The following is a 24,031-nucleotide window of genomic DNA, read 5'->3' on the forward strand; positions in this document are numbered from 1 at the left end:
TTTTCTCAAAAATACATAAATGAAGACGATTTCCGACAGTTAATTTTTACTGTTCCCACTGTCCCGGAACCATTTGTTATAATTACTGCTTCAAAACAATATCGCTAAATTTTGCATTTAACACAATCTGCTTTCCGCCACGATTCCCACTTGGATAATTCTCTATGGTTTTTTGAGTCGTCATTTCATTATTTAATCGCGAGCGATTACCTTTAAAATAGACGCTATAGTCTGATTTTGGTAATTTGATAGTAGCATCACTATTTTCTAAAACAACATTAAGATTCGTAAATGTATCGGTAATATTTGATATAGACAAATCTCCAAAACTTCCATCAATAATAGCATTTCCAGTTAAGTCATTAATATACATATCAGACGAATTACTATTAAGTCTTAAAATCCCAACGGTATTTAAGTGTGCATCTTCAACATAATTTAAGTTAAGTTCACCATTGCTCCAAGTCGACACTTGTACAGGAGAATAAGACACACTGATGGAAGTCTCGCTTCCATCAATGTGATTTGCTACTAATGTAGCGTGTGATATATCTGCTTTTAGGTTGTAAATTACTGAAGACATTTTTAATTCACCATGTCTTACATTCATATTCAACTTAGCACCTTTAGGCATTTTAATTTTAATCGTTCTTTTTACCTTATGGCTTCTTAACTCCAAACGTCTTTCTAAATTTTCGCGACGTTTTTCATGAGCTTCTCTTCGCTTTTCATGAGCCTCTTCACGTTTTTCTCGAGCTTCTTCACGCACTTCCATACGCTTTTCTAAACGTTCTTCAAGTTGCTCTCTGCGCTTATCCATTTCCTTTTCTCTCTTCGCCATACGCTTTTCTAATTCTTTACCGCGCTTCTCCATTTCCTTGCCATACTTCTCTCCCCAAACTTCCATTTCTTTAGCCCATTTTTCGTCAAATTTCTTTTCAAATTCTTCTCCCCATTTTTCCATCTTTTTAGCGTAATCCTCTCCAAACTTTTTTCCAAATTTCTCTCCCCATTCTTCCATACGCATTTCAAACTTAGAAAAGTCAACTTTAGCCATTTCTCTTCCCCAAGCCTTCATTTTCTCACGATCTTTTGCAGGATAATCTTTGCTCCATTTTTCTAAATACGCTTCACCATCTTTTTTATAAGCCTCAGAATCAAAACTTATATTACTGATGCCTTCTGGTAACTCTGGTAATTCTGGCATCTCTGGCATTTCAAGGATTTCTACACGCGCAATCTCTGGCATCTCTGGTAAATCTGGCATAACTGGCATTTCTGGTAAATCACCTAAGTTTAAATCTCCCAAAACTTCCAGAACCTCAAGTGCTTTTAAAGACTCTAGCCCAATTTCTAAATCGCCAAGCCCTTCCCATGAACCATGAGACCCATCTGATGAAATTTTTACTCGGTCTCCAGAGCCTTCTACTTTAAGATTCCAATCTTTTAATGCTTCTTGTAATTCTTCTTTAGACAGTTTTTCACCTTCAATATAGGCTTCTACTTCTAAGGTGTTTTTATTCCATGTATCAATTTCTATTTGTACATAGCTAGTGTTTAAATCGATTGTTACGTCCTTAGCAACATCAATTTTCTTTGACACTTTTGATAACTTTTGCTGCGCTGAAACACTTATTGTGAAACAGAAAAGCAGGAGTCCTAGTATTTTAAATTTTGTTTTCATCGTTTTGTTTTTTATTCTGAAATACGACGTCCATGTACATCTGTGATTGGTATTTCAGCGTATTTGATTTATCCGTGATTTACCACTTCTTCTGAAGTATTTAAATCATTTAATTGTTCTTTTAATCGATACAATAAATTAAGACGTAACTTTAAATTATCTATTAAAGCACTTACCGTTAATTCGTTTGGACCGTTTTCGGTAAGCTCTACCGACAAACGTTTATATTCCTGATTTAACTCGGCAAGTCTCACTACATAACCATCAAACAGTTCCTTGTTTTCTGGCGTTTGCTTTACTTTAGATAATTCTAAACTAATGTTAGCCAAATAATAATCTTCAACCTTTTTTAAATCTGGTGAAATATCACCTAAAGATTTAAGTTGTTCATCGGATGAATCGTCATTGTTTTGTACGACTTCATTATTTACCGATTTTGGCTGTTCGACAAACTTATAAGCAGCAAAGGCTAATCCAATTAGAACTACAATACTCGCTGCAATTTGCAGCATACTGAAACGTTTTTTGATCGATGCTTCTACTGGTAATGCTTCATCTAATTTTTTAAGAAAACGTGCTTCGTGACCTTCGCTCATTTTTAATTGCGATTGTTTTTGCTCTTCTTCAAATAAGTTTCTAAGATCTTGTGCCATTTTTAATAGGTGTTAAAAGTTCTTTTAATTTCGATTTTCCCCTAGATAGTTGTGTTCTTGAGGCTATTTCTGAGATGTTTAATATTTCAGAAATCTCCTGATGATCATAGCCTTCCACCAAATACAACATCACAACATAGCGATATTTATCTGGTAACTTTTGGATGGCTCCTTTGATCTCATCTAAAGTCATTGTATCATCTACTAACCATTCGTTTTCATAACTCGAGTCTACTACTTTTAGGTGCACCTCATCCAATTCTTGCAAATGTTGCTTCTTGGATTTCAAACAGTCAATACTCTTGTTAACAACGATACGTTTTAACCAAGCTCCAAAAGTCACTTCAGCTTTATACTGATTCAATTTTGCAAATGCTTTAATAAAGGCTTCTTGTACGATATCTTCAGCTTCCATAGAATCCTTTACAAATCGCATGGCAACAGTATACATGCCATCACAATACTGATTGTATAGTTTTAATTGCGCAGCTCTATTGTTCTGCTTGCATTGCTCAATGATGTCAACTTGAAATGTATTCAAATCTCTTTTGGTTTGGTTGAGTTCACTTTAAAGACGATACAAAAAAGTGAGTGTTGCAAAATTTATAGCTTTTTTTAAAATTAATAAGAAATTTATACAATTTTACGTTAACTAGTTATATAACACTTCAATTTCAATTATCTTTAAAACCGAAAAGTTTCAATCCAGTTTTGCTATGAATACGTTTTTAAAACGCCTCCTTGTTATACTGTCTATTATTGCAGTTGCTCTTTTTTTATACTCTTATTTTGTAGGAGATATTTTTTCAAAGCGTTTGAGCCCAAAGGATACAGTCGAATTTAGACTAAATGACTTAAAACTAGAAGTGTTCTACAATAGACCTTCTAAAAAAGGTCGAGATGTTTTTGGAGCTCTAGTTCCTTATAATCGCGTATGGCGAACAGGGGCTAACGAAGCCACTACCTTTGAAACAAATAAGGATCTAATGATAAAAGGTATTTATTTACCAAAAGGAAAATATACACTTTGGACGGTTCCAAAAGATTCTGCATGGAATGTGATTTTTAATACCAAACAATATCCTTGGGGTGTTGACGAAGAAATGCAACCTATGTGGGATCCTAATTACGATCGCCTCGAAATTGACGTTCCTGTTGAAAAAATAAATACAACTGTTGAGCAATTTACGATTGCATTTGACAATTCAACAGACAACCTCAAACTCACAATGGCTTGGGATAATACAAAAATAGCAGTACCTTTAAGAGTATTAAACGACAAAAAATAAAGCGTTGTCAAAAAAATCTAAATCGTCTGCGTTACATGAAAAAGAAGGTGTTTCTCAATCTGACATCACTAATACATCTTCTATTAAAACCATTCAAAAGAAAAGACGTTCCCAACCCAGTGCTAAAGACTTAGTTTCTGAAATATTAAACGGAAATATTACAGCCTTAAGCAGAGCTATTACCTTAATAGAAAGTTCTAATCCTAAACATTTAGAAAAGGCAAATGCCATTATAAAACTATGCTTACCTCATGCAAATAACTCTGTTCGTGTTGGAATTACAGGAGTTCCAGGTGTTGGAAAAAGCACCTTTATTGAAGCCCTAGGTATGCACCTTACCTCTGTTGGAAAAAAAGTAGCAGTTCTTGCCGTAGATCCAAGTAGCAGTTTAAGTAAAGGGAGCATTTTAGGGGACAAAACTCGTATGGAAGATTTGGTAAAGAATGATAATGCTTTTATTAGACCTTCACCTTCTGGAACATCATTGGGAGGTGTAGCCCGTAAAACACGTGAAACTATAATATTATGTGAAGCTGCTGGATTTGATAGTGTCATTATTGAAACGGTTGGAGTTGGTCAAAGTGAAACTGCCGTTCATAGTATGGTAGACTTTTTTTTATTATTGAAAATTGCTGGAGCTGGAGATGAGTTGCAAGGTATTAAACGTGGTATCATAGAAATGGCAGATGCGATTGCGATAAACAAAGCAGATGGAGAAAATTTAAAAGCAGCCAAATTAGCCAAGGTAGAGTTTGCAAGAGCTCTACATTTGTACCCACAAAAATCTTCAGAATGGCAACCCAAAGTGACACTTTGTAGCGCTTTAAAACGTGAAGGGATTGCAGACTTATGGTCCTTAATATCGCGCTATATTGCACATACAAAATCGAATCACTTTTTTGAAAATAATAGAACAGAGCAGAATAAGTTTTGGTTATTGCAAACCATAGAAGAACGGCTTAAATCTGATTTTTTCAACCAGCCAAAAATTAAAGAAGCCCTTCAGTCTCAGTTGCAACTTATCGAAGATGGAAAAACAACACCATTTGTAGCTGCCGATTTTTTATTACAACTAAAAAAAGACTAAGAGTTTATAACAAAGAAAACAGCAAGATTTCTCTCGCCGTTTTCCCGATTAATAGCATTTAAAACTATTCCAGATATTAAAAACTAATCTTTAATACGCTAATTTTATTCTTTTTCTGATTAGCAACATATAATAAGTTCGCATACGGATTATAGGCTAACCCATCTACACGTCTTGGAGCTGTTCCTGGTACAATAAAGGAATCTACAAATGATAGATTACTTAATTTAAGTATAGTTACTTTTCCGTTGTTTGTATTTCCGAAGAATAAAAACCCATCACCATAAGCTATAGAGTGACATGCGCCTCCAGGAGCAGGAAATGAATGTACAACTTGCCCATTAGACTTTCTAATTTTATATATTCTGCTAATCGTAGAATAGTAAAAATATGATCCAACGGCAACAAGACCTTCTCCTCTACCTGCTGGTACATTTATACTTCCAGCAGCGCTACCACTAAATGATGTGAACTTATTTATTTTTCCTGCACCCGTTGTTACATTGGCTCCATAAATAAATGACCCATCCCAAGTTAATGATCCTAAGGTGTCATTAGCAGGAGGATCAACAGCTTTCATAACACTTCCAGTTATTGGGTTTAAATAGTAAATTTTTTCACTACCCGCTTTTTGTGTTACGAACAATAATGCCGATCGCTTTGGAAACCAAGGAATTGGATGTGTTTGGATTCTTCTTGCATAAGTTAATCCTGTGCTTGAACCTCTATTGTTTTGAGGAAAACTAAATGTCTTTATTAGCTTTCTCGTTACATTATACGGTGTTGCTCTTAAGGCTTTGAATGCGTTTATTCTACCTGTACCTAATTTCCCAACAAATCCAGGGTTTTTAGCATCGATATTATCGGTTGTTTTTTCAATAATTTTACGCACCTGATTATCTGTAAGAGTCATATTTTTAGACCAGATAAGCGCTGCTAATCCCGCTACATGAGGCGCAGCCATAGATGTTCCATTTTTAAATGAATAGTTGCTTCCAGGAACTGTTGAATAAATATTTACACCTGGTGCACTAACATCTACTTTCTTCCCATAGTTTGAAAAACTAGCTTTTCTGTCTTTTTGATCTGTTGCTGCTACAGCAATAACTTCTGTATATACTGCAGGATATTGTGGTGTTACATTGATATCATTTCCTGCGTTTCCAGCAGCAAATACAACAACAACATTATTTCTTACGGCCCTTCTAATCGCCATATATACACCAGAGTGGTGTCCACTCATTCTCCAACTACAATTAATAACGTATCTATTCTTGCTATTTGCTCTGGCTTGATCTGTAACATAATTGATAGCATCGGCTCTATTACTGTTCATACCAGATGTAAGATTAACCCTTAGTGGCATTATAGAACATTTTGGAGCTACACCAATAATACCAATTTGATTGTCTACTCCTGCAGCAGTTCCTGCAACATGTGTTCCATGTGTTCCTCCATCAAAAGGGTCTTTAGATGTAGATGAGGCAAAATTCCAATCTTCTGAGCCTTGAGCTAATATATTATTCTTTAAATCTGGGTGATTGTAGTCTACACCTGTATCAATAACTGCTACAATAACATTTCGTCTTCCTCGTTCGTAATTCCATGCCAATGTTGCGTCAATATCTGCATCATTTGTTCCTGTAACCCCGTCAACGGTCTGACCAATATTTCTAAGTCCCCATAGTTTTGAGAAATCGGTGTCATTTGGAACATACAGCTCATCATTGAGTCCTATTTCAGAGGCTTCAGAAAACAAAACATCTTTATGTTTGTTAAAGGCCGAAATGGTTTCAAATAAGCCCTTATCCTTTGGAACACTTAAGGTATAATACCCTTTAGTTCTTTGTTTCTTAATAATCTCGCATTTAAAGCTTTTAATGATACTTTTTGCTTTAATTTCAGAAACGTCTTCATCAAACTGAACTGTAAATTCATCTGGCATAAAATAGTGCAGATTACCTTCTTCATCAATCATTGAAGGTAGAGAGTTCGCAGCATAATCACTTTCTAACAAACTATCTCTGTCCATTGCATCACTATCAGCATCAGAATCTCCGGCTTCAACGATAGCGAAACCCATTTCCATATTAACTGATTTACTAGACCTTAATAAGTTTTCTGTTTTGTCGTCCAGAACATCAAGGCTATCCATTTCACTTGCATTAAGACTAACGACCATTTGGTCTCTGTTGGCCTTAAAACTTCTTTTTTTCTTAGTCAGTTTATCGTAAAACTCAAACTCTGACTCATTTTTTACTCGTTTTTTCATAATATTTGGATGTTTAAAATTACGTCACAAATATCATATAAGAGCACGAGTTATCATCAATGCAAAATACTGATTTACATACAGTTACTACACTAAAATTTAAAAAGTATTAATCTGAAATTCAAAGGGGTTTTTCCTGTTACGAATAGAAAAACCACTTATTCAGTTCTAATGAATTAGTAAAAATTTTCTTTATACCACTGCACTTGTTGTTGTACAGACTCTAATAAAGTTGTTTGAGGATTATAATTTAAAAGACGTTTAGCCTTGTCTATATTAGCTTTTGTTCTCGATTGGTCACCCGGTCGTTTAGGTTTTATATCGAGCTTTATAGGTTTTCCCAGAACAGACTCTACTGCTTCTATACCTTCTTGGGTTGTATGTTCAATCTCGGTTCCAAGATTAATAACTTCCCCTTCTACTTTAGCCTCGTTGCCTATAACACTTATAACGCCATCGACAATATCATCGACGTAGGTAAAACTTCTTAAGTGCTTATCACTTCCTTCAAATAATGGAAATGCTTCGTTCTGTAATCCTGAGGCTATCAATTTGGCATACATCTTTTCTGGGCGTTCACGAGGTCCAATAACAGAATATAAACGTAATGAACACGCTGGTAGTTTTTGTTCTCTACTTTTTTGAAGTACTAATTGTTCGGACGCAAGCTTTGTAACACCGTAATGCGAAGCTGGTTTAGGAGCATGATCTTCGCTACATATCGCTTCTAAACCATAAATGGATGAAGTACCAATATTTACAAATAACTTTAAATTAGAGCAGGTTTCGGCAAAATCAATCAATTGTTTTGTTGCCAAAATATTATTACTAAAATAATCTTGAAAGCTCGATGATTGTGAAATCCCTGGTTGTGCAGCAAAATGAAAAATGTAGTCGATATCTTTTGGCAAAACATCTTGTAAATTATCATCACGTAAATCCTTTTTTAAAATAGTAACACCTTTTGCAGTTAGGGCTTTAGCATTTAAATGCTTTAACTCCAAACTATAGTAATCACTAAAATTATCTAGGCCAATGACATCATGTCCAAGACTTTGTAAACGTTCCGCCGCATGCGAACCAATAAAACCAACAGCTCCTGTAACGAGTATTTTCATGTATACGCTTTGAAGTCACAAAATAACAATTTTTAAATCAAACCAAATCAACCATAAGCAGATTAAAAAGAATATTTTTGTAGGACTAACTTTTCACGCATGGAAGATACTCTTACCATATTAGTCCCTGTTTATAATGAAGAAGACAATATTGTCCGTCTAGAAATTGAACTCTTAGAGTTTTTAAAACAGAGCATTGTAGACGCAAAGGTTCTTTTTATAAACGATTGCTCTACAGATACTAGTCAAGAACTGATTGAAAGCATATGTCAAAAACATACGGCATTTAATTATATACTTTTCTCGGAGAACAAAGGTTTAAGTGCTGCTTTAAAAGCAGGATTTGATAACGTAAACAGTTCTCTGGTTGGATATATTGATGCCGATCTTCAAACCTCGCCTAAGGACTTTAATTTGCTTCTAGAGCATGTTAAAAATCATGAATTGGTTACGGGTATTAGAGTAAATAGAAAAGATGGTATCATTAAAAGATGGTCGTCCAAAATAGCTAATAGAATTAGACGATTGTTTACCAATGACGGCATGCTAGACACAGGTTGTCCCCTAAAAATTATTAAAACTTCCTACGCTAAGAATATTCCTATGTTTAAAGGATTACATCGTTTTCTTCCTGCCCTTATTTTACTTCAAAATGGCACTATAAAACAAGTCCCCGTTAATCATTTCCCAAGGACAGCTGGATACTCAAAGTTTGGCTTACGACAACGACTAGTATCTCCTTTAATAGATTGTTTTGCCTATCTATGGATGAAAAGAAGAGCAATACATTACACTATTGAAAAGAAAAACTTTTAAGATGGTTTAGAATTAAATCGTGCTTGAATAAAATGATTTAGTTTATAAAACAAGAATCCTGAAATAGCGCCAAATAGCATTCCGCAAACTATATCTAAAGGATAGTGTACACCAACGTAAATGCGGCTATAGGCTACAATAAAACTCCAAAAAACAAGAATAAAAATAAGGTTTTTATAGTAAGGTCTTAATACTAGACCTCCAAATACTGCCGCAGCCATTGAATTAGATGAATGACCTGAAAAGAATCCATATTTCCCGCAACGTTCTGCTATAAAACGAATATATTCCATAACACCTTCAGCTCTACATGGTCGGGCTCTCATAAAACCATCTTTAAAAACATTTGTTATTTGATCTGTAAACGTAATCATAGCTGCTATAATAAATAGCATCGGCAATACGTACTTTAAGCCAAATTTCTTATAAATTAAAAATAATAGTAAGGCATATAAAGGAATAAATGTAAGTTTATTAGTAATCACCAACCATAGCCCATCCCAAGTTTGAGACCCAAGGTTGTTTAGGTATATTAAGAGTTCTCTATCTAATTCTAATAACTCTTCAATCATTACTCGTCGTATCGTGCTACTTCCCTATCATAAAAATCTGTTGCAGCTTGGATTAAATTTTCAGCTTCACTTTCAATTTCTCGTTGGTCTTGTTCATCAAACTCTTCAAACCATTCCACATCATCATCTTCTAGATTGATAATAAATCGAGGAAACTCTGTATGAATCACGTATATGGCATTTGGGTAGTCTGTATTATCGCCTAATATGAATTTTGGTAATTCCATGCTGTACTTTAATCGTTTGTATTTGACAAAATTAAGGTTTTCGTAAGATAATTAAATCTAATAAATAATAATATTGCAGCCGTTGTTAAACCAGCCAGTAAACCTAACCAAATTCCAAAGCTGCCATAGGCTTCTTCTTTCCCTAGAAAATAGCTAATTGGGAAACCTACCATCCAATATGAAATGAACGTAATAATTGTTGGTATTTTCACATCTTGTAATCCTCTTAAAGCTCCTAAAACAACCACTTGAATACTATCGCTTATCTGAAATATTGCTGCCGCAATCATTAATTTGGCTGCAATTGATACCACCTCTGTATTATCCACTAAATTCTTACCATCATCAAAATCAACATATAATTTTGGTAGTTGGTCATGGAATAAAAAGAATATTGCCCCAAAACACACTGCTAATAAGATAGCGAGTAAGAAAATAGAGAAGGCTATTCGTCGTAATTCAAAATACTTATGTAGTCCTTTCTGATTTCCAACTCTAATCATTGAAGCTACACTCAATCCCATTGCAACCATAAAGGTCATAGAAGATAAGTTAAGTGCAATTTGATTAGCCGCTTGCGGGTTTTTACCTAAAAGTCCGCTTAACCAAATTGCAGCGGTAAAAATTGCCACTTCAAAAAACATCTGCATGGCACTTGGCAACCCTAAATTTATTAATTTCCGAAGCATTAATTTATCGAGAACAAAAAACTTAATTTGAGTGACAAAGGCTTTAGATTTTTCTTTTTTAGTTAGTAGCCACCAAAGATAAACCACCATAATAAATCTAGACGCCAAAGTACCGTATGCCGCTCCAACTATTCCTAATTCTGGGAAACCAAATTTTCCAAAAATGAGTAGGTAATTTAGAATAACGTTTACAATGTTAGCTATGATAGTGGCATACATGGGATATCTAGTCATTGACAATCCATCGCTAAATTGCTTAAACGCTTGAAAAATGATTAAAGGAATTAACGAAAACGCCACTAAATTCAAATAAGGAAGTGCCAATTCTACAACCTCAACGGGTTGTTTCATAAAATACAACAATGGTTTGGCAACAAATACTGATAAAAAAAGGGCTATACCAAGAACAGTACACAGAAACAGACCATGCTTAAATGAAGATTTTCCTTCTGAAAAGTTATTGGCAGCATCGGCTTCTGCCACTAATGGCGTTATAGCTGTTGAAAAACCAATTCCAATAGACATTGCAATGAACATAAAACTGTTTCCAAGCGAAACAGCCGCTAATTCAGCGGTTCCCAGTTGCCCGACCATTATGTTGTCAATAAAACTAACAAATGTATGTCCCAACATCCCTAAAATAACAGGTGCAGCTAACTTGAAGTTGTAATTAAATTCTTTTGTGTATTGAGATAAAACCAAGTAAATATGTTTTGAAACGCCAAAGTTAATGTATTTGCATTGTGTAAACTCTAAGCAACAATGTTTTTAGGTCCACAAAAATTCAATTGTTTGATTTTTAAAAAGTTATAAACTTAAATTGTTAATAAGTTGACTAGAAAATAGCATTGATAATTAGCATAAACACCTATTTTTATTCCTGACAAATATCTTATTGTAGTAGGTTAGGTATTTGGGGTAGAAACTTTTTTAGCTATTATTTTAGAGGGATTTAAAAATTTATTTGTTAAAAAACGTTTCATGCAAAAAGAGGATTCGTCCTCTTTTTGTTATTTAAAGACTTATCTAGAATTGTCTTCCCAACCATTCTCTAAATTTGTACATTGTAGGTAACGGATCTTTTAAAAATGATTTTGTCTCTGTTTGTTCTAGAAGAAATTTTCTCTTAAACAGAAACAAAGGGTTACGCTTTAAATATTTCAGTACACCTTTTAGGCGCATATAGGGCAAATTATTAAAGGCATGAACCATCACAGGTTGCTTTAAGGCACATTGAATTGCGAGATGAGGAAAGTTTACGCCTGCATGTCGAGAGCCGTCTATACTTCCCCAAAAACGTGCGTTAATTTCAATAAGACAATAACTATTGGTCGCCTTATCGAATCTCATATCTAGATGTGCAACTCCAAACCAATTAAGTAATGACATTACCTCCTTAGCAATATTAATCACTTCCTCATTTTGTAAAAAATCAAAGCCCAACTGAGGAGCAAACTCATTATGTCCTGGCAAATTTCCTTTTTGAACAGTATAGGTTAAAACCTCCCCATCTTGACATAACACACTGCAATCTATATCGTATCCCTCAATGTACTCTTGCACAAAAGCTGGTGATTTAATGTGTTCTAATCGTTCTGGAATTTCAGAAATCGTTTGCACTTTCTCGATACCATCACCTCCTTTCTGGCTCAAGGGCTTTATTAAAATTGGAAAATGGATCTTAGATAATACATCTTGCTTTTCTTTTTCAGAAGCAATTAAAAACGACCTAGGATGCGAAATGTTATGCGCTTTGCAAAATTCGCTTAATTTGTACTTATTAATAGCTGTCTCAAAATCTCTGAGTTTTGGCAAGGGTATTACCTTTGCCGTCCTAGATATCTTACTTCTATTAGATATAAAAAATAGAACTTCTGCCTCAGCAATCGGTAGTATTACGGAAATTGAATTGGTTTCAACCTCCGAATTAATAATATCTAACCACGACGCTTCATTAGATCTCTCATAAAATTTATAATAAGCTGTGTATTTCGAGTATTTTGTAGCCGTTCGTTTTTCATTAGACAACACGAACAATTTATAGTCCTCAATATGAGATAAGCACTGCAATACAGATAGAGCCCATGTACTGTCTCCATCTGGTATTAAAACGTTTAATCTGGAACTCATTAATTAATAAGGGTCATTATTAATAGTATGTCAAAGATACTATTTTTTTATAGTGCTAAGTTAGACACGGCACTTCTCGCCTTTTCAAATTCGGCCACCATATCGGCAACAATCTGAGCCGTTGGCTTTACATCATGTATCAATCCAGCAATTTGGCCAATTTCCAATTCGCCATCTTCTAAATCACCTTCAAACATACCACGTTTCGCTCGTGCCCGACCTAAAAGAGATTTTAATTCTTCAATGCTTGGGCCTTTTTTGTACAGTTCCTGTACTTCATTGAAAAATTTATTTTTTATGAGTCTAACAGGAGCCAATTCTTTTAAAGTTAATTGAGTATCGCCTTCTTTGGCATTAACAACGACATCCTTAAACGCCTGGTGTGCAGATGATTCAGTACTAGCCACAAATCGACTTCCAACTTGAACAGCATCTGCCCCAAGTATCATAACGGCCAACATAGTTTCTCCATTAGCAATACCGCCAGCAGCAATTAAAGGAATTTTTAATTGTTCTTTCACCATAGGAATTAAAGTTAAGGTCGTCGTTTCTTCTCGCCCATTATGTCCACCAGCTTCAAATCCTTCTGCTACCACAGCATCTACACCAGCCTCTTGTGCCTTTAATGCAAATTTTACACTACTCACCACATGAACTACAGTGATGCCTTTTTCTTTAAGCCAACTGGTCCATGTTTTGGGGTTTCCAGCAGATGTAAATACAATCTTTACGCCTTCTTCAACTATAATATTCATAATTTCCTCAATGTTAGGATATAACATTGGAACATTTACGCCAAAAGGTTTATTAGTAGCATCTTGGCACTTTTTAATATGTTCACGTAACACATCTGGATACATAGAGCCAGCTCCAATTAAACCTAAAGCACCAGCATTGCTTGCAGCAGAAGCCAATCTCCAACCACTATTCCAAATCATTCCTGCTTGAATAATTGGGTATTTAATATTGAAGAGTTCAGTAATTTTATTTGCCATTTAAGATTTTATAAGTTTTACAGTTTTCGATGCGTTTCCAGACTCGAACAACATCATATATACGCCAGAGGACATTGATGATACATCCAATGGGCTTGATGATTCTGACATTTGTTTCTCTAGTACCTGTTTTCCAAGGATATCATATATCCGAAGTATTGTATTTTCATTTCCAGAAGGAATTTGAATTGTTAAAACATCTGACGCCGGATTTGGAAATACCTTAAATTCAAAAAAATCTTCTTCTTGCAACGACAAGCCTATATCTAATGCTAACTGAAGGTCTGGGATTCCGAAACCTAATAAATAATCTGGCATATCAAATTGAGATGCAGACATTCGTACATACTGTTTAATATCTTCATGAGAAGCATCTGGTAAAGCTTGCCATAATGATGCAATGCCTCCCGCTGTTAATGGCGAACTAAATGAAGTACCATTATTATTTATAATTGTATTGGCATCATTAATCACAAAAGTTCCTGCTCCTTGAGCTGCAACATCTGGTTTTTGTGTTGGTTGAATAGCACTGCCTTGCGAGCTAAAAGCGGCATAGTTTCCATCGGCATCGACAGCTCCAATACTTAAAGCTCCTATGGCATCTGCCGGAGCTCCAACACCGCTCGCACCAGAATTCCCTGAAGATGTTACCACTAATATTCCTTTTTCATTGGCAATATTAGCACCTCTTGTTACATAAGTTGTATTGCCATCTAAATCTTCATTGGCATGCGAATAGTTAGCATTTTGATAGGTTTTATAACCTAAAGAACTATTTATAATATGAACACCTAAACTATCAGAACGTTCTGCAGCCTCAATCCAGTATGCTTCTTCAACAGGAGTTTCGCTTGCTACATCTTCAGTTCTAAATAAATAGTATGACGCATCTGGTCCTGTTCCAACAAACTGATCTTCAACAAAACCAGTCATCACGCTTAAAACCCTTACGCCATGGTCATTACCTGCAAATGCAAAAACATCATCATTTCGATCTACAAAATCATAACCTCCCAGTAAATCACCATTATCTCTCATGCGTTGAAAAGCGCTCATCGTATTTACATTAGGAAAACCAGAATCTAACACCGCTACAATTATACCTTCTCCTGTATAATCATCAAGATGAAGTTCATTCGCATGAATCATTTCCACCTGATTTTGAGTATCTCCATAATTAAAAACCACTGTTTCGTTCTCAATTAAAAATTTATTCGACGTTGCACCAACTCTAGACAAGCTATTTAAACTTTCATCTGCAAAATCAACAGACGATACAAAATCAAAATTAGCAACTAAAGCATTAATATCATTTTCTGTACCGCGAACATAGACAGCATTAAACCATTTTGACTTTGCAAAAACTGTAACACCTGTTTCTGGCGCCTTTAGCATGGTAATATAAGATTCATTAACAGGAACGTCGCGTTCGTCAATAGCAATACCATGTGCACTTTTTCGATTTATGGCCTGTTGAGACAATATGGAGATAGGGTTGTCTATTGACGCCTGAACGTTCTGTTTAGCATTAAAAAACACCCATGCATCCTGAATATCATCTTGTGCAATTGCGTTATATTGAAATAGGAGTATGCAAATAAGTAGGATTCTTTTCATAGCACTAGATATTTCGATTTAAAAACATAGTCGTTTTTAAACAGTAATTATTAAGATTTCTTTATTGCAATTTAAGAAATTACTCCCGAACCTACTAATTCGTCCTCAAGATACCATGCAACGAATTGCCCTTCTGTGATTGCAGATTGTGCATTTTCAAACTCTACAAAAAGTCCGTTATCCACTTTATGTAGCGTTGCTTTCTCTAAGGCTTGGCGATATCTAATTCGCGCCCTGACTTCCATGCTTTGATCTACACCTAAGGCTAAATCCTCTCTAACCCAATGCAGTTCATCATTACTTACAAACAAGGCTCTTTTATATAACCCAGGATGATGTTTCCCTTGACCAGTATAGATCACATTTTCCTCAACATCTGTTTCTATAACAAACAAAGGTTCTACAGTACCACCAACAGCTAAGCCTTTACGCTGACCTTTTGTAAAATAATGCGCGCCTTGATGCTTGCCAACAACTGTTCCGTCTGTTATGGCATAATCTATCTTTTTTGTCAGATAAAGAAGTTCTTTTTCTTTCGAATCAAAAACAGGGTTTACAGATGTATAGATTTCTTTTTCCTTCGGAATTTCAACAATAACACCTTCTTTAGGCTTTAATTTTTGCTGAAGAAACTCTGGCAATCTCACTTTTCCTATGAAACACAACCCTTGTGAATCCTTCTTATTTGCTGTTACTAAATCAAGTTTTGTAGCAATATCTCTAACCTGAGGTTTTGTTAATTCACCAATAGGAAATAAGGCTTTTGACAGTTGTTCTTGTGATAACTGACACAAAAAATAAGACTGGTCTTTATTGTTGTCAACACCTGCTAATAACTGATAGATGTCTTCACCATCCTTTTTTATAGTTCCCTTACGACAATAGTGGCCAGTTGCTACATAATCTGCTCCAAGTTCTAGTGCAATTTTCATGAAGACGTCAAACTTAATCTCTCGATTACAAAGTACATCAGGGTTTGGGGTTCTACCTTTTTGATATTCATCAAACATATAATCAACGATGCGTTCTTTATATTGCTCGCTCAAATCTATCGTTTGAAAGGGTATACCAAGTTTATCAGCCACCAACATAGCGTCATTACTATCATCTAACCAAGGGCATTCATCTGAAATAGTCACGGAATCATCGTGCCAATTTTTCATAAACAGACCAATAACCTCATAACCTTGCTCCTTTAACAAATACGCCGCAACGCTAGAATCTACACCACCAGAAAGTCCTACTATTACTCTTTTCATTTTGCAAAATTAAGAAATAAAAATAGCAACATGTTATCTGTTGCTATTATAATTAACTATGTTATGTATTGGGTTTAGCTATTGTCTATTAGGGTTCTTACTGCGTTTGGTATGGTCTTTACTTTTTACAAGTTTTCCAGCTTCGTAATACTTCCAAACTCCATGTTTCAATCCATCTTTATAAACACCTTCTGCTTTGATATTACCGTCATTATCGTAATATTTAGACAAACCATTAAGTTCATCATTTTTGTATTCAAATACTTTGAGCACATTTCCTTTTTCTGTATACCATGTTGATTTCCCGTTAAGTTTACCATCAGCATAGTTAGAGCGTTCGGCGACCTTTCCGTTAGGGTAATAAACAAGTTTTTCACCATGAAGTTCACCTTTATCATTGTAAAGTTCTGTTGACATAACTCCATTGGATTTATTATGGTAAAAAGTCCATTGACCGATATAAAGTTTTCCATCCATTTGACCTTCGCTAATGAGTTTGCCCTTGGAGGACATAAATTTAACAACAGATGTATTATTGGCATCATTAAATTCTTTAGTAGCACTCAACACACTTTTTCCTTTGTTTAGTGTATAAAATTTAAAAAGGCCTACCTCTTTGCCATGATTAAACTGTCCTTCATAACGCAGCTCTTTGGTCTTATCAAAGTACTTTTTCCAAACCCCATGCCTCTTTCCGTTATTATCGTATTGATTTATAATTTGAGCAAAAAGTGAGGTCGTAAAAACTAAAAAAAGTACAGAAATATATGTCTTCATTTGAATATTTAATTTAAATAATGCTTCAACAGCTATTAAACAAAATTATAACGTCTATAATTTCTAAATGTTATCTTACAAAAAAGCTGCCAAAATATGATGACAGCCTTTTTTATATTAAAACTCCAAAGAAATTATTTCTTTTTTCTTTTTTGTTGAACTTGTTTTTGCTGCTCAGCCTGCTCCATCATTTCAGCCATTTTTTTCTGAAATTTATTTTGTTTTTTAGGTTTTGACTTGTTGACCTGGATTTGAGCATGAATTTTATTTTCATCAAGGATGTAGTTTTTAATCACTAACATAATTCCGATACTAATTAAATTAGAAATGAAATAATACAAACTTAAACCAGAGGCATACTGATTAAAGAATACCAACATTAATATTGGCGAGAAATATATCATATACTTCATCATTTTACTCATATCTGGCATACCTTCTTGCGTTGGTTGAGATGCCATTTGTTGACCAGTTGTCATCTTCATATAAAAGAAAATAGCAATGGCCGCTAAAATAGGAAACAAACTCACGTGATCTCCATAAAATGGAATATTGAAAGGTAATTTAGCAATGACATCATAAGATGATAAATCATCTGCCCAAAGGAAACTCTTCTGACGTAAATCAAAAGCTGTAGGAAAAAACATAAACAAGGCATAGAACACAGGCAACTGTATTAAACCAGGCAAACATCCTGCTAATGGGCTCGCTCCTGCTTTATTTTGAAGTGCCATTGTTTCTTGCTGAGCTTTCATTTTATTATCCTTATACTTCGCTCTAATAGCATCTAACTCTGGTTTTAAAACCTTCATTTTTGCTTGAGATAAGAACTGCTTGTATTGTACAAATGACATCATCAATTTAATTAATACAGTCATTACAATGATAGCAATACCATAAGGCAAGAAGCCACTTAAGAATGCAAATAATGGTATAAAAATCCCTTTATTAATCCATCCAAAAATCCCCCATCCAAACGGGATACTCTCATCTAGATCATAATCATATTGCTTAAGCACCTTGCTATCTGTTGGTCCAAAGTATAATTGAAAGTTATTATCGGCATCACCATTAGTAAATGTCAACGGTAATTTAGAAGAAAACGCTTTTGTAAACACAGTGTCTACCTCTTCTTCTTGTACCAAATCTTTGGTTTCGAGGGTAGCGCTTTTGAAAGGCTTATCGGCAACAAGAATTGAACTAAAGAAGTGTTGTCTGTACGACAACCATCTAACATCGTTTACCAACTCCTCGTCATCACCTACTTGTCCTAACTTATCAATTTTGTCACCATCATACATGTATGTAAGACGCGTGTAACGATTTTCATAAGTGATACTCTGGTCATGGCGAAATGCTTTCAACGACCAGTCTAAATCGATTTCTTCAGAACTATTAATAACTGTACTCAATCCTTCAGATAGAATTGAAAAATCAATCATATAGTTATCTGGTTTCATTTCATAACGATACTCTAAATACTGTGTTGGAGATGCCTTAAATTTCATTGAGACTACCGTGTTTTCACCATTTTTGGTCACAGTAGGTTCGAAATATTGTTCTTTAGTATTTAAAATTCTGTTATCTGATGTAGGGAATGTGATATTAAATGCAGAATTTCCGTCTTGAATCAACGCAATTGGGACAGAATCATAATCGACAAATTTCTTTAGAACGACTTCAGAAAGGAAACCTCCTTTATTACTAAACTTTAAATCGAGTACATCTGTATTTACAGTAGTGTAAGAGTCTTTTGCCGTTGGTAAGGTTGATGCATAAGCGAAAGCGCCTAACTTATTTTTTAAATCTGCCAATCTAGTAGAATCACCTGGTGTTATTGCCGAAAAATCTTCAGCTTTAGTAACCTTAGTAGTGTCATCTACTTTTTCCGTTTCGGCCTTTTTATCAGCTTCAATTTGTGCTTGCTTTTCTTGCTCTGCTATTTCTTCTGGTGTGGGTTTTTGTTGCCACATCATGTAGAGTAATATTCCGAAGATAAGAACAAATCCTACAATTGAATTGAGATCAAATTTTTTTTCTTCCATGAGTATAATTTAGTTTCTCCGATTGGTTAAGGAGAGGACGCTTTTTCAATATCAAAAAGCTATCCAATATTAGTTTTGTGCCATACTGACACTATTATTGTTTGTTTTGAAATTTAAAGCTGCTTTTACAAAAGCCACAAACAGTGGGTGAGGATTGGCAACTGTACTTTTATATTCTGGGTGGTATTGTACTCCAACAAACCAGTTATGGTCAGGGATTTCTATAATTTCCACCAAACCTGTTTCTGGGTTTAAACCTGTGGCTTTCATTCCTGCTGTCTCAATTTGCTGTTTATAATCATTGTTAAATTCATAACGATGTCTATGTCGCTCCTTAATGGCATTCGTTTGATATACTTCTTTTGAAATACTTCCATCAAGTAATTCACAATCCCAAGCACCTAAACGCATTGTCCCACCTTTATCTGTAATTGTTTTTTGTGATTCCATCAAATCAATTACAGGATTTGCTGTAGATGCATTCATCTCCGTAGAATTGGCGTCTTTTAACCCAAGTACATTTCTTGAGTATTCAATTACTGCCATTTGCATTCCTAGACAAATTCCCAAAAATGGAATATTATTTTCACGTACATAGCGTACGGCATCTATCTTTCCCTCAATACCTCGTTCTCCAAAACCTGGGGCAACGAGAACTCCGTGTAAATGTTTGAGTTGTTGAGCAGCATTGTCTGAAGTTAAATATTCTGAATGTATAGATTCGATCTTGACTTTTACTTCATTTTCGGCTCCAGCATGAATAAAGGCTTCTAATATAGACTTATATGAATCTTGGAGCTCTACATACTTACCTATGAGCCCAATGGTAACTTCTCCTTTGGGGTTTTTGTGACGCGTTAAAAATTGGTTCCATTGCGTCAAATCTGCGTGCGAGTTATCGAGTGCTAATTTCTTAAGCACAACTTTATCCAAACCTTCATCCAACATCAAATTTGGCACATCATAAATAGTTGATGCATCAATAGATTGAATGACAGCTTCAGGGCGTACATTACAAAATTTTGCTAATTTCTGACGTAAATCTTCAGGTAATTCATGCTCTGTACGACATACAAGTACATCTGCCATGACACCACTTTCCATTAACGTTTTGACACTGTGTTGCGTTGGCTTTGTTTTTAATTCTCCTGCGGCAGATAAATAAGGTATTAGAGTTAAATGAATTACAATTGCGTTGTTTTCTCCAAGTTCCCATTTCAACTGACGTACAGCTTCAACATAAGGCAAAGACTCAATATCACCAACGGTTCCTCCTATTTCTGTAATCACAATGTCGTAATCACCTGACTTTCCAAGAATTTGGACACGGTGTTTAATCTCATCTGTAATATGTGGAATAACCTGTACTGTTTTTCCTAAAAATTCACCACGACGTTCCTTTTCAATAACACTTTGATAAATACGACCTGTGGTGACATTATTAGACTGACTCGTTGGTACGTTTAAAAAACGTTCATAGTGCCCAAGATCCAAATCGGTTTCGGCACCATCATCAGTAACATAGCATTCACCATGCTCGTAAGGATTCAATGTTCCTGGATCTACGTTAATGTAAGGATCTAGTTTTTGTATCGTGGTTCTATACCCTTGGGCTTGTAGAAGCTTTGCCAAGGATGCGGCGATAATACCTTTCCCTAAAGAAGAGGTTACGCCTCCCGTTACAAAGATGTATTTTGTAGTAGTTGTCATGTTGCGCTGTTAAACGCAGGCAAATTTACGAAATTTAAATAGTTATTGCCGCATAGTTATTGGGTTTAATTATTAACAGCGAAAATCACTGATTATGAATCACATATGCGTCATTTAGGAAGTTGCATTTCTAAAAAAATTAAACGATCTTAAGCCATAACTAAACTTGAGTCTATGCAACCAATGAAATCATTTATCACTATCCTTTTGATTATTACTTCAAGTTTTCAAATTAAACAAGATCCTAATCTCGATACTTGGATTCAAAGCATTGTCGACGATATGATTGCCTTTAACGACCTAGACAAGTACAGTCTAAAGAACTTTCCTTCAGATGTTAAAACAAACGCATTTCTTGTTGAATCTGTAAAAGACATCGCCGTAAAAGATGATGTCATTTCTATGCTTCTAAACCACGGTAAAGGCACGTACTGCACACAAATAAAATTTAGATATATCAAAAAGCAAGGTTCCTTTTACTTGGTGTTTCCAGAGCCGAAAAAGGCAAAAATGAATACTAAAGAATACCTCATTGTCGACCCTTGGATTGAACACACTAAAATTTGTGATTAATATTTAGATTATTAAACCTCTCTTTTTCTAAATTTCTTTCTAAACACAACAACTAGCACCATACCAATAAGGGTTAATGGCCATATATAGATTAAACCTAAAATAAGGGTCTCTATAATATTCCAACCGCTACTTAAACCTTCTTTTCCTTTTGCCAAAAACGTTTTTGAATAACTCTCAGGTTCCTCTTTGTATGCTACAGTTTCATACAAATCAATTTGGATTGTACTATAAGACACTTTATTAGTTAGGTACTTTAAGCGTCCTTGTGCCGATTCTATTTCTTCTTGGATAATACGAAGTTTATCCTCTGTAGCAAGAATATCTTCAATTGTTATGGCATTTTCGCGAAGTATTGATTCATATCGTGTTTTAACTTCCATTTTAGTTTTGAGTCGGGTTTGAATGTCTATGTACTCTTCAGTAACATCTTTTGTGGTAATATTTTCATATTCAACAAAATCAACCATAAGACCAATAGAATCCATCATAACATCGAAATGTTGCTGTGGGATTTTAATTGTAAATCTATTTTCTTTTTGATATAGGTTATTTTCAAAACGTAAATCGGAAATATAAGCACCATATTTTTGAGCAATACGCTTAATTTTTCGCGTTGTAGTTTTGACACTTTTAACTTTATATCGTGCGCTTGCGGATTTAATAATTTTTAGATCTTCAGGTACCTGATTCATGCCTACTTCAGATTTCAAAGCGTAGTCATCAGTTTGTCTTACACCTTCATAACTCTCATCAATGTCTGCTGATGGAATGGCTAAACTTTCTTTATAAGTCCTATTTTCAGAACAGGCCATTAGTGATATCAGTAATACCATAATAACCAAAAATTTAATTGTCGTTTTCTCTAAGATTGCATTCATAATTTTATATTTTTAATGATTATGAAACAAATCTAGGTTACCAAAATATCTAACTTTTGTAAAGCCCTTGTAAACCTATTGTAAATTAAAAATTAATTTACAATTACCTTAAAAACAGATAATTACAATAATTTGAATTCTAATGACACATATCATTTTGATGCTCTAAAGAAGGCTGTGATTTCTAAATTTTTAGAAAACCATAGTGCTTCGTCTAATGTTAAAGATTGGAATGGTGATGACATTGCATTGTTTCAAGAGGATCTGTTTTCTGAAGTCAATGCGAAAGTCAGTGAAAAATGGTTTTACTCCTATTTCAAACACGACGCGCAAAAGCTTCCAAGAATTGACATGCTTAATCTATTAAGCGGTTATATTGGTTTTGAACATTGGAATGCTTTTAAATCTGCTCCTATTTCAGAAGAACCAATTAAAAAAAAATCATTCCTATGGCTTATAATTTTTATTCCAATAGCTATAGTGTTTTTGGTAACAATGAACTCTAAGAACACCTTTACTTTTTGTTTTCTTGATAATATGACAAGTAAAATACTTAAAGACGTACCTATAGATATTAAAGTACTACAAGACAACGAATCACCTTTATACTTTAAAACGGATAGTCTTGGCTGTTTTACATATAAAACGAATGACGATAAAATACGCTTTGTAGTATCGTCTCCGTATCACAAAACAGATACTATTGTGCGATCTATTAATACTCATAAAAACTCATTTGTAAGATTAGATAGTGATGATTATGCTCTTATTCTGAAATACTATACCGACGGAAACATAAAAGACTGGACTACGCACAAGCAAAAATTATCAAAATTATTTCATAATGATGCTCAAATTTATAGGCTTTATGATAATAACGCTGGTGTAGAAATCTTGAACAAAGAGGACTTTGTGAGACTACTAACTATACCTACCCAAGCACTTAAAAAAATTAGAGTTTTAGATCAAAGCTATCAAGACAATCAAATTATAACGCTTAAATTTACTGTGCAATGAAGAACTTTTTTTACATAGTACTCATCATAAGTTTGGTGTCTTGCAGACATAATCAGGAGATGAAAAGTGACAATTTTAACACTGAATCTATGTCTGTTTTGGAAGAAGACTTTGAAAAGACAACAACTTCTGAGTCGTTTAGCATCAAAAAATTTGAAGAGTTTATAGATCTTATGGAGTTAAAACAAGCGTATCCTGAGTTTAAAGACGATATTGATGCGCAATTAAAAAGCTATACTACAGATAGTTTAACCTACCCTTTAGGATTTGGGATATCTAATATCAAACAACTTGGAGACCCAAAACCAATTTCCGATTCTGTTACGCATGTTGTTTTGGGTTATACAATTAATGTTTATTCTGAAACGTATAAAGATTCTATTTTAGCCGAAATCACACGTAAGGATGTAAACTTAAATGAAGAGACCTTCACTTCCAAAAAAATTAAATTTTTAAAGTTCAAATAAGGCATTTACTCGTTGAAACATTGGGTTTACTCATTTAGTACCATATCATTCGTGTTTTATATTTAGTTTTATACAAAACGGTACGTCATGAAAAACGTTTTGATTTCAATTTTAATATTAGTACCGCAAGTAACTTGTAAATTAAGTCTAAAC

Annotated in this window: 22 protein-coding genes; 6 read left to right on the forward strand and 16 right to left on the reverse strand. The window is 34.5% G+C overall.

The features are described 5' to 3' along the window. Window positions 1–82 precede the first annotated feature (82 nt). From Q0893_RS13380 to Q0893_RS13390, 3 genes are all read right to left on the reverse strand, one after another. Entirely contained in the window at window positions 83–1,684 is a 1,602-nt protein-coding gene (locus Q0893_RS13380; RefSeq protein ID WP_298903157.1) for a hypothetical protein, read from the reverse strand. Between the two features lie 68 nt (window positions 1,685–1,752). Beyond that, window positions 1,753–2,337, reverse strand: a complete 585-nt coding sequence (locus Q0893_RS13385; RefSeq protein ID WP_299276447.1) for a hypothetical protein — start codon at window positions 2,335–2,337, stop codon at window positions 1,753–1,755. Next, a complete protein-coding gene (locus tag Q0893_RS13390) occupies window positions 2,321–2,878 on the reverse strand; it encodes an RNA polymerase sigma factor (protein ID WP_298903155.1) in 558 nt (185 codons plus the stop codon). Before Q0893_RS13390 ends, Q0893_RS13385 begins: the two co-directional genes overlap by 17 nt. A 175-nt stretch (window positions 2,879–3,053) precedes the next feature. Here Q0893_RS13390 and Q0893_RS13395 point away from each other — a divergent pair, with 175 nt between their 5' ends. Together Q0893_RS13395 and meaB are read left to right on the forward strand one after the other, a co-directional pair. After that, complete coding sequence (locus tag Q0893_RS13395; protein WP_298903153.1) at window positions 3,054–3,626, forward strand: DUF2911 domain-containing protein; 573 nt, start codon at window positions 3,054–3,056, stop codon at window positions 3,624–3,626. Window positions 3,627–3,630: 4 nt separating this feature from the next. After that, window positions 3,631–4,713 carry a methylmalonyl Co-A mutase-associated GTPase MeaB gene (gene meaB, locus Q0893_RS13400; protein WP_299276453.1) on the forward strand — a complete coding sequence of 361 codons (1,083 nt, stop codon included), beginning with the start codon at window positions 3,631–3,633 and terminating at the stop codon, window positions 4,711–4,713. A 76-nt stretch (window positions 4,714–4,789) separates the two neighbouring features. Here meaB and Q0893_RS13405 read toward each other — a convergent pair whose 3' ends face one another. Together Q0893_RS13405 and Q0893_RS13410 are read right to left on the reverse strand one after the other, a co-directional pair. After that, window positions 4,790–6,985 (reverse strand): S8 family serine peptidase, encoded by a 2,196-nt coding sequence (locus tag Q0893_RS13405; RefSeq protein WP_299276457.1) that lies wholly within the window; start codon window positions 6,983–6,985, stop codon window positions 4,790–4,792. A 176-nt stretch (window positions 6,986–7,161) separates the two neighbouring features. Next, window positions 7,162–8,103, reverse strand: a complete 942-nt coding sequence (locus Q0893_RS13410; protein ID WP_299276460.1) for an NAD(P)-dependent oxidoreductase — start codon at window positions 8,101–8,103, stop codon at window positions 7,162–7,164. A 99-nt stretch (window positions 8,104–8,202) separates the two neighbouring features. On the opposite strand from Q0893_RS13410, the gene Q0893_RS13415 reads away from it, so the two are divergent. Beyond that, entirely contained in the window at window positions 8,203–8,919 is a 717-nt protein-coding gene (locus Q0893_RS13415; RefSeq protein ID WP_299276463.1) for a glycosyltransferase, read from the forward strand. Here Q0893_RS13415 and Q0893_RS13420 read toward each other — a convergent pair. The 10 genes from Q0893_RS13420 to Q0893_RS13465 form a co-directional block, all read right to left on the reverse strand. After that, window positions 8,916–9,491: a phosphatase PAP2 family protein gene (locus tag Q0893_RS13420; protein WP_298903147.1), complete on the reverse strand. Its 576-nt coding sequence runs from the start codon at window positions 9,489–9,491 to the stop codon at window positions 8,916–8,918. The two genes, Q0893_RS13415 and Q0893_RS13420, sit on opposite strands and share 4 nt — an antisense overlap. After that, window positions 9,491–9,718 (reverse strand): hypothetical protein, encoded by a 228-nt coding sequence (locus tag Q0893_RS13425; RefSeq protein ID WP_298903145.1) that lies wholly within the window; start codon window positions 9,716–9,718, stop codon window positions 9,491–9,493. The genes Q0893_RS13420 and Q0893_RS13425 overlap by 1 nt, the downstream gene beginning before the upstream one ends. Window positions 9,719–9,726: 8 nt before the next feature. Beyond that, a complete protein-coding gene (locus Q0893_RS13430; protein ID WP_298903144.1) occupies window positions 9,727–11,109 on the reverse strand; it encodes an MATE family efflux transporter in 1,383 nt (460 codons plus the stop codon). A 324-nt stretch (window positions 11,110–11,433) separates the two neighbouring features. Further along, on the reverse strand, window positions 11,434–12,537 hold the full coding sequence (locus Q0893_RS13435; RefSeq protein WP_299276469.1) for an ATP-grasp domain-containing protein: 1,104 nt from the start codon (window positions 12,535–12,537) through the stop codon (window positions 11,434–11,436). 47 nt (window positions 12,538–12,584) lie between these two features. Continuing rightward, entirely contained in the window at window positions 12,585–13,532 is a 948-nt protein-coding gene (locus Q0893_RS13440; protein WP_298903140.1) for a nitronate monooxygenase, read from the reverse strand. Further along, window positions 13,533–15,149, reverse strand: a complete 1,617-nt coding sequence (locus Q0893_RS13445; RefSeq protein WP_298903139.1) for a S8/S53 family peptidase — start codon at window positions 15,147–15,149, stop codon at window positions 13,533–13,535. A gap of 71 nt (window positions 15,150–15,220) precedes the next feature. Next, entirely contained in the window at window positions 15,221–16,408 is a 1,188-nt protein-coding gene (gene mnmA, locus Q0893_RS13450; RefSeq protein WP_299276474.1) for a tRNA 2-thiouridine(34) synthase MnmA, read from the reverse strand. A 78-nt stretch (window positions 16,409–16,486) separates the two neighbouring features. After that, a complete protein-coding gene (locus Q0893_RS13455; RefSeq protein WP_298903135.1) occupies window positions 16,487–17,185 on the reverse strand; it encodes a toxin-antitoxin system YwqK family antitoxin in 699 nt (232 codons plus the stop codon). 134 nt (window positions 17,186–17,319) lie between these two features. Continuing rightward, complete coding sequence (yidC, locus tag Q0893_RS13460) at window positions 17,320–19,230, reverse strand: membrane protein insertase YidC (RefSeq protein ID WP_298903134.1); 1,911 nt, start codon at window positions 19,228–19,230, stop codon at window positions 17,320–17,322. Window positions 19,231–19,299: 69 nt separating this feature from the next. Continuing rightward, window positions 19,300–20,940 carry a CTP synthase gene (locus Q0893_RS13465; RefSeq protein ID WP_298903133.1) on the reverse strand — a complete coding sequence of 547 codons (1,641 nt, stop codon included), beginning with the start codon at window positions 20,938–20,940 and terminating at the stop codon, window positions 19,300–19,302. A gap of 174 nt (window positions 20,941–21,114) precedes the next feature. Between Q0893_RS13465 and Q0893_RS13470 the strand changes: the two genes are divergently transcribed. Beyond that, complete coding sequence (locus Q0893_RS13470; RefSeq protein WP_299276480.1) at window positions 21,115–21,513, forward strand: hypothetical protein; 399 nt, start codon at window positions 21,115–21,117, stop codon at window positions 21,511–21,513. 11 nt (window positions 21,514–21,524) lie between these two features. Here Q0893_RS13470 and Q0893_RS13475 read toward each other — a convergent pair whose 3' ends face one another. After that, on the reverse strand, window positions 21,525–22,394 hold the full coding sequence (locus tag Q0893_RS13475) for a DUF4349 domain-containing protein (protein WP_299276483.1): 870 nt from the start codon (window positions 22,392–22,394) through the stop codon (window positions 21,525–21,527). A 132-nt stretch (window positions 22,395–22,526) separates the two neighbouring features. Here Q0893_RS13475 and Q0893_RS13480 point away from each other — a divergent pair, with 132 nt between their 5' ends. Next, on the forward strand, window positions 22,527–23,411 hold the full coding sequence (locus Q0893_RS13480) for a hypothetical protein (RefSeq protein ID WP_299276486.1): 885 nt from the start codon (window positions 22,527–22,529) through the stop codon (window positions 23,409–23,411). Beyond that, window positions 23,408–23,878: a hypothetical protein gene (locus Q0893_RS13485; protein WP_299276489.1), complete on the forward strand. Its 471-nt coding sequence runs from the start codon at window positions 23,408–23,410 to the stop codon at window positions 23,876–23,878. The genes Q0893_RS13480 and Q0893_RS13485 overlap by 4 nt, the downstream gene beginning before the upstream one ends. The last annotated feature ends 153 nt before the right edge of the window (window positions 23,879–24,031 follow it).

The sequence above is a fragment of the uncultured Psychroserpens sp. genome, assembly GCF_947494225.1.
Lineage (GTDB): Bacteria > Bacteroidota > Bacteroidia > Flavobacteriales > Flavobacteriaceae > Psychroserpens.

What these genes read in the sequence shown, in the direction of transcription:
- Q0893_RS13380 (WP_298903157.1), bottom strand. Translation starts at nt 1,684, where the DNA reads ATGAAAACAAAATTTAAAATACTAGGACTCCTGCTTTTCTGTTTCACA.
- Q0893_RS13425 (WP_298903145.1), bottom strand. Translation starts at nt 9,718, where the DNA reads ATGGAATTACCAAAATTCATATTAGGCGATAATACAGACTACCCAAAT.
- yidC (WP_298903134.1), bottom strand. Translation starts at nt 19,230, where the DNA reads ATGGAAGAAAAAAAATTTGATCTCAATTCAATTGTAGGATTTGTTCTT.
- Q0893_RS13455 (WP_298903135.1), bottom strand. Translation starts at nt 17,185, where the DNA reads ATGAAGACATATATTTCTGTACTTTTTTTAGTTTTTACGACCTCACTT.
- Q0893_RS13440 (WP_298903140.1), bottom strand. Translation starts at nt 13,532, where the DNA reads ATGGCAAATAAAATTACTGAACTCTTCAATATTAAATACCCAATTATT.
- Q0893_RS13485 (WP_299276489.1), top strand. Translation starts at nt 23,408, where the DNA reads ATGAAGAACTTTTTTTACATAGTACTCATCATAAGTTTGGTGTCTTGC.
- Q0893_RS13405 (WP_299276457.1), bottom strand. Translation starts at nt 6,985, where the DNA reads ATGAAAAAACGAGTAAAAAATGAGTCAGAGTTTGAGTTTTACGATAAA.
- Q0893_RS13435 (WP_299276469.1), bottom strand. Translation starts at nt 12,537, where the DNA reads ATGAGTTCCAGATTAAACGTTTTAATACCAGATGGAGACAGTACATGG.
- mnmA (WP_299276474.1), bottom strand. Translation starts at nt 16,408, where the DNA reads ATGAAAAGAGTAATAGTAGGACTTTCTGGTGGTGTAGATTCTAGCGTT.
- Q0893_RS13415 (WP_299276463.1), top strand. Translation starts at nt 8,203, where the DNA reads ATGGAAGATACTCTTACCATATTAGTCCCTGTTTATAATGAAGAAGAC.
- Q0893_RS13410 (WP_299276460.1), bottom strand. Translation starts at nt 8,103, where the DNA reads ATGAAAATACTCGTTACAGGAGCTGTTGGTTTTATTGGTTCGCATGCG.
- Q0893_RS13475 (WP_299276483.1), bottom strand. Translation starts at nt 22,394, where the DNA reads ATGAATGCAATCTTAGAGAAAACGACAATTAAATTTTTGGTTATTATG.
- Q0893_RS13420 (WP_298903147.1), bottom strand. Translation starts at nt 9,491, where the DNA reads ATGATTGAAGAGTTATTAGAATTAGATAGAGAACTCTTAATATACCTA.
- Q0893_RS13385 (WP_299276447.1), bottom strand. Translation starts at nt 2,337, where the DNA reads ATGGCACAAGATCTTAGAAACTTATTTGAAGAAGAGCAAAAACAATCG.
- Q0893_RS13395 (WP_298903153.1), top strand. Translation starts at nt 3,054, where the DNA reads ATGAATACGTTTTTAAAACGCCTCCTTGTTATACTGTCTATTATTGCA.
- Q0893_RS13465 (WP_298903133.1), bottom strand. Translation starts at nt 20,940, where the DNA reads ATGACAACTACTACAAAATACATCTTTGTAACGGGAGGCGTAACCTCT.
- Q0893_RS13445 (WP_298903139.1), bottom strand. Translation starts at nt 15,149, where the DNA reads ATGAAAAGAATCCTACTTATTTGCATACTCCTATTTCAATATAACGCA.
- Q0893_RS13470 (WP_299276480.1), top strand. Translation starts at nt 21,115, where the DNA reads ATGCAACCAATGAAATCATTTATCACTATCCTTTTGATTATTACTTCA.